Below are 5477 nucleotides of genomic sequence, written 5' to 3' on the forward strand. Positions count from 1 at the left end.
TACACACTGTAATATAAATTGAACCGCCGTATACGGAACCGTACGTACGGTGGTGTGAGAGGGGCGAAAATAATAATCTTATTTTCCCTCTACTCGATTGTATACTGACCAAAAACTTTTAGGAAAATATTGTAAATATTTTTCCTCTTTGAAATAATTGTTATTGAATGGAGTTTACTTGTTAGATAGAAAAATGTTTGATAAGAGAGTTAACGCGAACAGGGGGATTGTAAATGGCGCAAGGGGGTTCGAAGTTAAAAGTTATTTTAATTTCAATTGTGGTTGTGGTCGTATGGTTTTTGCTTTTAGGAATACGGCTAATTGATTATTTTTCATCCATTAATGAAAATGGATTAAGAAAAACCGTATGTGGAACACAAGGCTGTAACGACATAGTATTTTTATTAAGTACTACTTGGATTTTTTCATTATTTATCATTATTCCTCTCATTATTCCATTGGCTCTGGTCATTTATTGGGGATTAAAGAAAAAGAAGAGCTAAACTTATGAGCGTAAGCCTAGTAGATTAGCACATTCTGTAGCTGTAGCATATGAAAAATCAGATATTAATATTATCTTGAATTCAAGTTTTCTGTTAAAGGGCGCGAATCCAGCAATGTACTATCCGCATCAAAAGTTGTTAGTGGTGTGAAAATAAATACGTATGGGGTAGAGTGATAAAGGTGAGGAAAAAGATAGAAAAAAGATTTACATACTTATATTCGGGAGAATTATCTTCATTAATTCTTTTTGTTTTCGTTAGTTATCTACTTAATCGTGCATACCCTAGCCTCCAATTATACTCACTATATTCTTTTTGGGTATCATTTCTTTTCTTAGAATTTCTCCTACTACAAGGAACGATTTATTGGTATACAAAATTGAAGCGATTAAGAAGTGAAAATACGTCAATAACTCTTATTCGGACAGTTCGACAATTACAGCGTTTTAAAAAATTGAATATGATCCTAATTATTGTCTCAATCATTGTGTTCGTTTTTGATTTTGTTAAATGGTATCCCTCATTACCTGTAGCTGGATTATCAATTGCAGGCTTTGTTTATATTTTTGCAGTTTTGGAGTATGTTAACTACTTTTTTGTTCAACTTTCATATGATAATATCTCTGATATTAAATATTTACTCAAAAATAAAAAGTTAAAGCCAGCATGCATAAGCAAAGATTTTAAACGAAATTCATAAATATAAAAATATATATGATAACCATCTTCCGCTTAAACAAACGGGCGCGAAAATAAAGTAACATGGACTGTTAATTTAAGAGCAGTCCTTTTTTTATTTACATCGATAAATGATAATTTGGTTAAATGTGGTAATATCTGATTGAGGAGGGGTGTAAGATGAAACCATTAACAATTTTCATCATTTCTTTACTATTTTTAGTGGGGTGTAATCAAAGTAGTGTTCAACATAATACAGAATTAGAGGAATCTATATATTCGATTGTAAAAGACAAAAATAATAGAGAGGTAAGTATAAAATCTTTGGCTAATTTTAATTGGGATAAAGCAATACTCTTTTTACCTTATACTACGCAAGAAGGTATAAATGAACAATTAGGGGTGGATTTTAAAGATCCAAGCAATATTGATATGAGAGATGATATCTACCTATTGGTTTTCCTTAACGATAATAAGGTAGTTCAATACGCAGAAATAAATCGGCAAAAATCTGATTTTTCCATAGAGGAAAAAGAGTTTCTTACCCCATCTAATGATTTAATAAATATTGAAAGGTATTATAAATAGAATTTTTTTATTGAAGGGCCTTTACTAAATAATTGGGGTGTTCACGATATGGAAAGCGATGAGAGAAAGAAAAGATTAAAACTATTGTTGGAACGTAGAAAGGAAACCCCAAAACCTAAATATGGGGTTTTATTTGAGGAATGTGTTGAGGCTCTGGGAGAGAATGTAACTGTTTATTCAAACGCAAAGAGCAAAGAATTGTATGATTTATTTCAACAACATATAACTTTTACACAATGGTCAAGAATTGATTGGAGCAAAATCAATAAATATAAAGCCATACACGACTTAAAAGAAGTATCGGATTTATTTTACCAAGAAGATATTGAAGTGTATTGGAGTTATGGGAACTTCCCAGTATTAAAAACTAAGTTTGACAATATTATGGGAGCATTTGAAGATTTAGTAGCTGTAAGTCCAGATACATTTCTGTACGTTCCGCGGAAATATGTAATTGAAGTTTACCATGAAGGTGAAATTACATTAGGGTATTTATAATAAATCCTTATTAAACAAACAAATGTTTTTACTTCAATAACGATCTTCAGTAATCGGGCGCTTTCTGAAGAAGCAAGGAACAGCGCTTTTTTCCTTTTTAGGGCCAGATTGTTGAGGAAGTAATTTCGCATTAATAGCGGTGAAACGTATCATAAGTAAATGAGGTTTATTAGTCATTATGTAATGATATGACTTGTCTAAGGTTATTTTTATAGGTGGAAATACCGTGTCATAAATAACGGAGTATTTCAAAATATGTAATAATAAAATTAGGAACAAATCTGAATAATAGACAAATAGTAATTTGTGAAGGAACTTGAACTTCCGATTATGTTTATGATGAAAAAGTATATTACATAGATAATTTTGGATAGAAAGAGATAATAGACAAATTTGAAGGGGGAATATTAGTGGAACAATTAACAATCTTAGAATGGAATATAAATTTGAGAACTAAAAAATGTAATAGAGATTCTAAAAATTTTAATATGAAACCAGTTGATGCAAAAGATTTGGTAATTCCTAATTTTGTAAGTTGTGTACTAAATGAGAAAAACGTTGATATTATAATTTTGACAGAGTTTCTGAAGTGCGATAATTGGAAAGAATTCATTTCGAATTTAGCGCAGTATAATGTTTTCGTAAATTGTGATGAAAATGATAAAGGGATTCTTATTGCGGTAAAAAAAGATATAGGAGTCACTAAAGTAATAAATAATATTCCTATTAACGATAAAGGAAAAGCACCTCATTTTCTGCAGGTTAATCTGAAATATAAGGATAAAGAATTAATGATTATTGGAACACGAATTTGTGTTGGTAATGGAAAAAAAGAAGACTTTGAGTCTAGAGCAAATCAGTTTATGTTGTTAAAAACACATTTGTCTAGTTTAGGTAAAAATAATATTGTAGTTATTGGAGACTTTAATAATGCTTACATTAGAGATGATTATAAAGGATATTTGCAAGAACCATATAATTATGATGTAATAAAGGACGGATTTAAAGATATAAACCTGGATATTCATACTCCAGAAAATGGTTTTTCACATATGGGATACCTAAAAGAGGACCATATCATTGGAAGTGAAAATATAGAAATAACATGTAGTTATAAAGATGATTTTATTGATGAAAAAATACTTGGTCAAGATATTTTCTATAATATTTATTATCAAGGGCATTATTACGAGAAAATAAATGATTCTAACAAGAAAGGAATTAAAATTCCAAGTGGATATCCTGACCATAATATTTTATTTGCAGAGATGAAATTATAAAAATGACAGATTTATTGCATTAACAAATTCCAATTTAAATTAATGAGGATAAAACTTTTTAATAGAAATTTAAAAACAAGTTCACTAATTATTAAGTATTAAATTTTAAAATAAACTAGAGGTGAGAAATGAAGGGAAATTTTATTAAACTTAAGCGGTATCAAATTTGTAAATAAGTACTTAGTATTAATGACAAATGAAATGATATTTCTTAGCACTATCTAAAATCCTTATTCAATTAAAGGGCGCATTTCTCAAACAAGAAATGCGCTTATTTTTGTTATGGGCGAGATAATTGAATACTAAATATCTAGGTTAAAGTTTAGAAGAAATTGTGAAATCTTACACATATAGTAACGAACCAGCAATTTTTGTTGAAGAAGATAATTTATAAAGAATGTACTTTAACAAAGGAATAATATTGAAGCTTGGCTATCACTAACTAGCTAAGCTTCATATTTACAACCAACCTAAATTGAAGTTTATTTTTCTTATAAAAGGGTACAAATCTCTTCAGGCTTGATATGATGTGCCAGTGAAGGTACAGCTCTAAAGCTTCCTTGGTAACGATAGTTATCAGGCTGTTCAAAGGACATTATTAATGATTTGAGTTCTTCTGGAGTATTTACCATAAATAGACCTTTTACCTTTTCGAAATGACGTTTAGATTTTATTCTTTGGAATAATTCAATTTTCCCCATTTCTTCACCATAAACATACAGTATAGGAAACCATGCCCAAGAGTGTTTATCCAGTACCGAAATATAATGCAAAATTAAATCTGCATTTACAATTTGTTCTAGTGGATATTTTCTAAGGTTTGCTCTCTTAGTCATAGTGTCTGCGGCAATACTAAATAATCTTGATTCTAGCCGATTTTTTCTAATCTCATCTAATACACTGTGCCTTGCATAAAAAATTTGATAATTACTATGTTCTGTTCTATTAAACCGATCTTTAATAAAAAACTCCGATTTCAACAATTCCCCAAGAGCGTCAAACTGATTATTTTCTATCATAACTGCAACTGTATATATATAAAGCTCGTGGATTAGGAATTTATAATGATCATATTGTGTTTCCCGGTAACTTGAAACATTTTTAGGGGGCTGAGTGAACCTATAAACATCCTCGAAGAAACCAATAATTGGGCTAATATCCATTTCTTTCTCAACGGAACAAAGAAGTTCCAAAAACTCAACATAATCATCCCGAAGAGGGAGCATATCAGTAATCTTATCCATGATTTGTTGGTCAAAAGGATTTTCCATATTTTCAATTTGGAATTGATCCAAGTTATCAAAATAACAATATATGAACTCCTTGGCTAAAGAAGTCACCCTTGAAGGCTTTCTCGTTATAGCATCTCGAATCTGTTTATTAATATTTGCAGTTTTAAAGTGGACTGGTGCATCATCAAATAACCATGAAGGAGCTTGTCCTAAGGCTGGCTTCCTGTATTCCGGACGTTTGTATAGATGCCTTAATAATCGCTCATATTCACTTTCAAATTTTTCATCGGAGGAAAGGTCAATATACATACGGGACTTAATATAGGTTGGTATGTAAGGCTTTGAGTTCTCATCTCTTTCCGAAACTATTGGAATAAACTTTTCCTGTTTAACGTCTGAATACACTTCAGGAGAGATGATTTGCGTTTCTGTTCCAACCCCACCTTGTCGAGCCTCTGCTTTCTCATAATATCCTTTATCGCAAATAATTAAAACTTTATCAATCTCGTCTGAATGAACCATGCTCTCCATAAAGCTATATAAATCATGTCCTGGCTGTAAGTCCCATTTATCCAATTTTACTTCAACTCGATTATCAACTGTTTTTTGCAAGCAGAAAGTGCAGAAAAATGCAGCGAAATTTACATAGGCTTGCAGCTATAATTTACATTAAATTCCATCTGGTGATTTTACAGAGG

At 30.6% G+C, this 5477-nt stretch carries 6 protein-coding genes; 5 read left to right on the plus strand and 1 reads right to left on the minus strand.

Annotation, left to right across the window (positions count from 1 at the left end):
- Window positions 1-233: 233 nt before the first annotated feature.
- The 5 genes from HHO41_RS21670 (at window position 234) to HHO41_RS21685 (ending at window position 3547) form a co-directional block, all read left to right on the plus strand.
- Window positions 234-503 carry a hypothetical protein gene (locus HHO41_RS21670; protein ID WP_169102607.1) on the plus strand — a complete coding sequence of 90 codons (270 nt, stop codon included), beginning with the start codon at window positions 234-236 and terminating at the stop codon, window positions 501-503.
- Between the two features lie 181 nt (window positions 504-684).
- Window positions 685-1203, plus strand: a complete 519-nt coding sequence (locus HHO41_RS22510; RefSeq protein WP_348981347.1) for a general stress protein — start codon at window positions 685-687, stop codon at window positions 1201-1203.
- 158 nt (window positions 1204-1361) lie between these two features.
- Window positions 1362-1769 carry a hypothetical protein gene (locus HHO41_RS21675; protein WP_169102609.1) on the plus strand — a complete coding sequence of 136 codons (408 nt, stop codon included), beginning with the start codon at window positions 1362-1364 and terminating at the stop codon, window positions 1767-1769.
- Between the two features lie 48 nt (window positions 1770-1817).
- Window positions 1818-2267 (plus strand): CDI toxin immunity protein, encoded by a 450-nt coding sequence (locus tag HHO41_RS21680; RefSeq protein WP_169102611.1) that lies wholly within the window; start codon window positions 1818-1820, stop codon window positions 2265-2267.
- A 410-nt stretch (window positions 2268-2677) separates the two neighbouring features.
- On the plus strand, window positions 2678-3547 hold the full coding sequence (locus tag HHO41_RS21685; RefSeq protein WP_169102613.1) for an exonuclease/endonuclease/phosphatase family protein: 870 nt from the start codon (window positions 2678-2680) through the stop codon (window positions 3545-3547).
- 491 nt (window positions 3548-4038) lie between these two features.
- On the opposite strand, the gene HHO41_RS21690 is transcribed toward HHO41_RS21685, so the two are convergent.
- Complete coding sequence (locus HHO41_RS21690) at window positions 4039-5436, minus strand: SEFIR domain-containing protein (RefSeq protein ID WP_282434298.1); 1398 nt, start codon at window positions 5434-5436, stop codon at window positions 4039-4041.
- Window positions 5437-5477 lie beyond the last annotated feature (41 nt).

This window comes from Bacillus sp. DNRA2 (assembly GCF_012843265.1).
Lineage (GTDB): Bacteria > Bacillota > Bacilli > Bacillales > Cytobacillaceae > Bacillus_BU.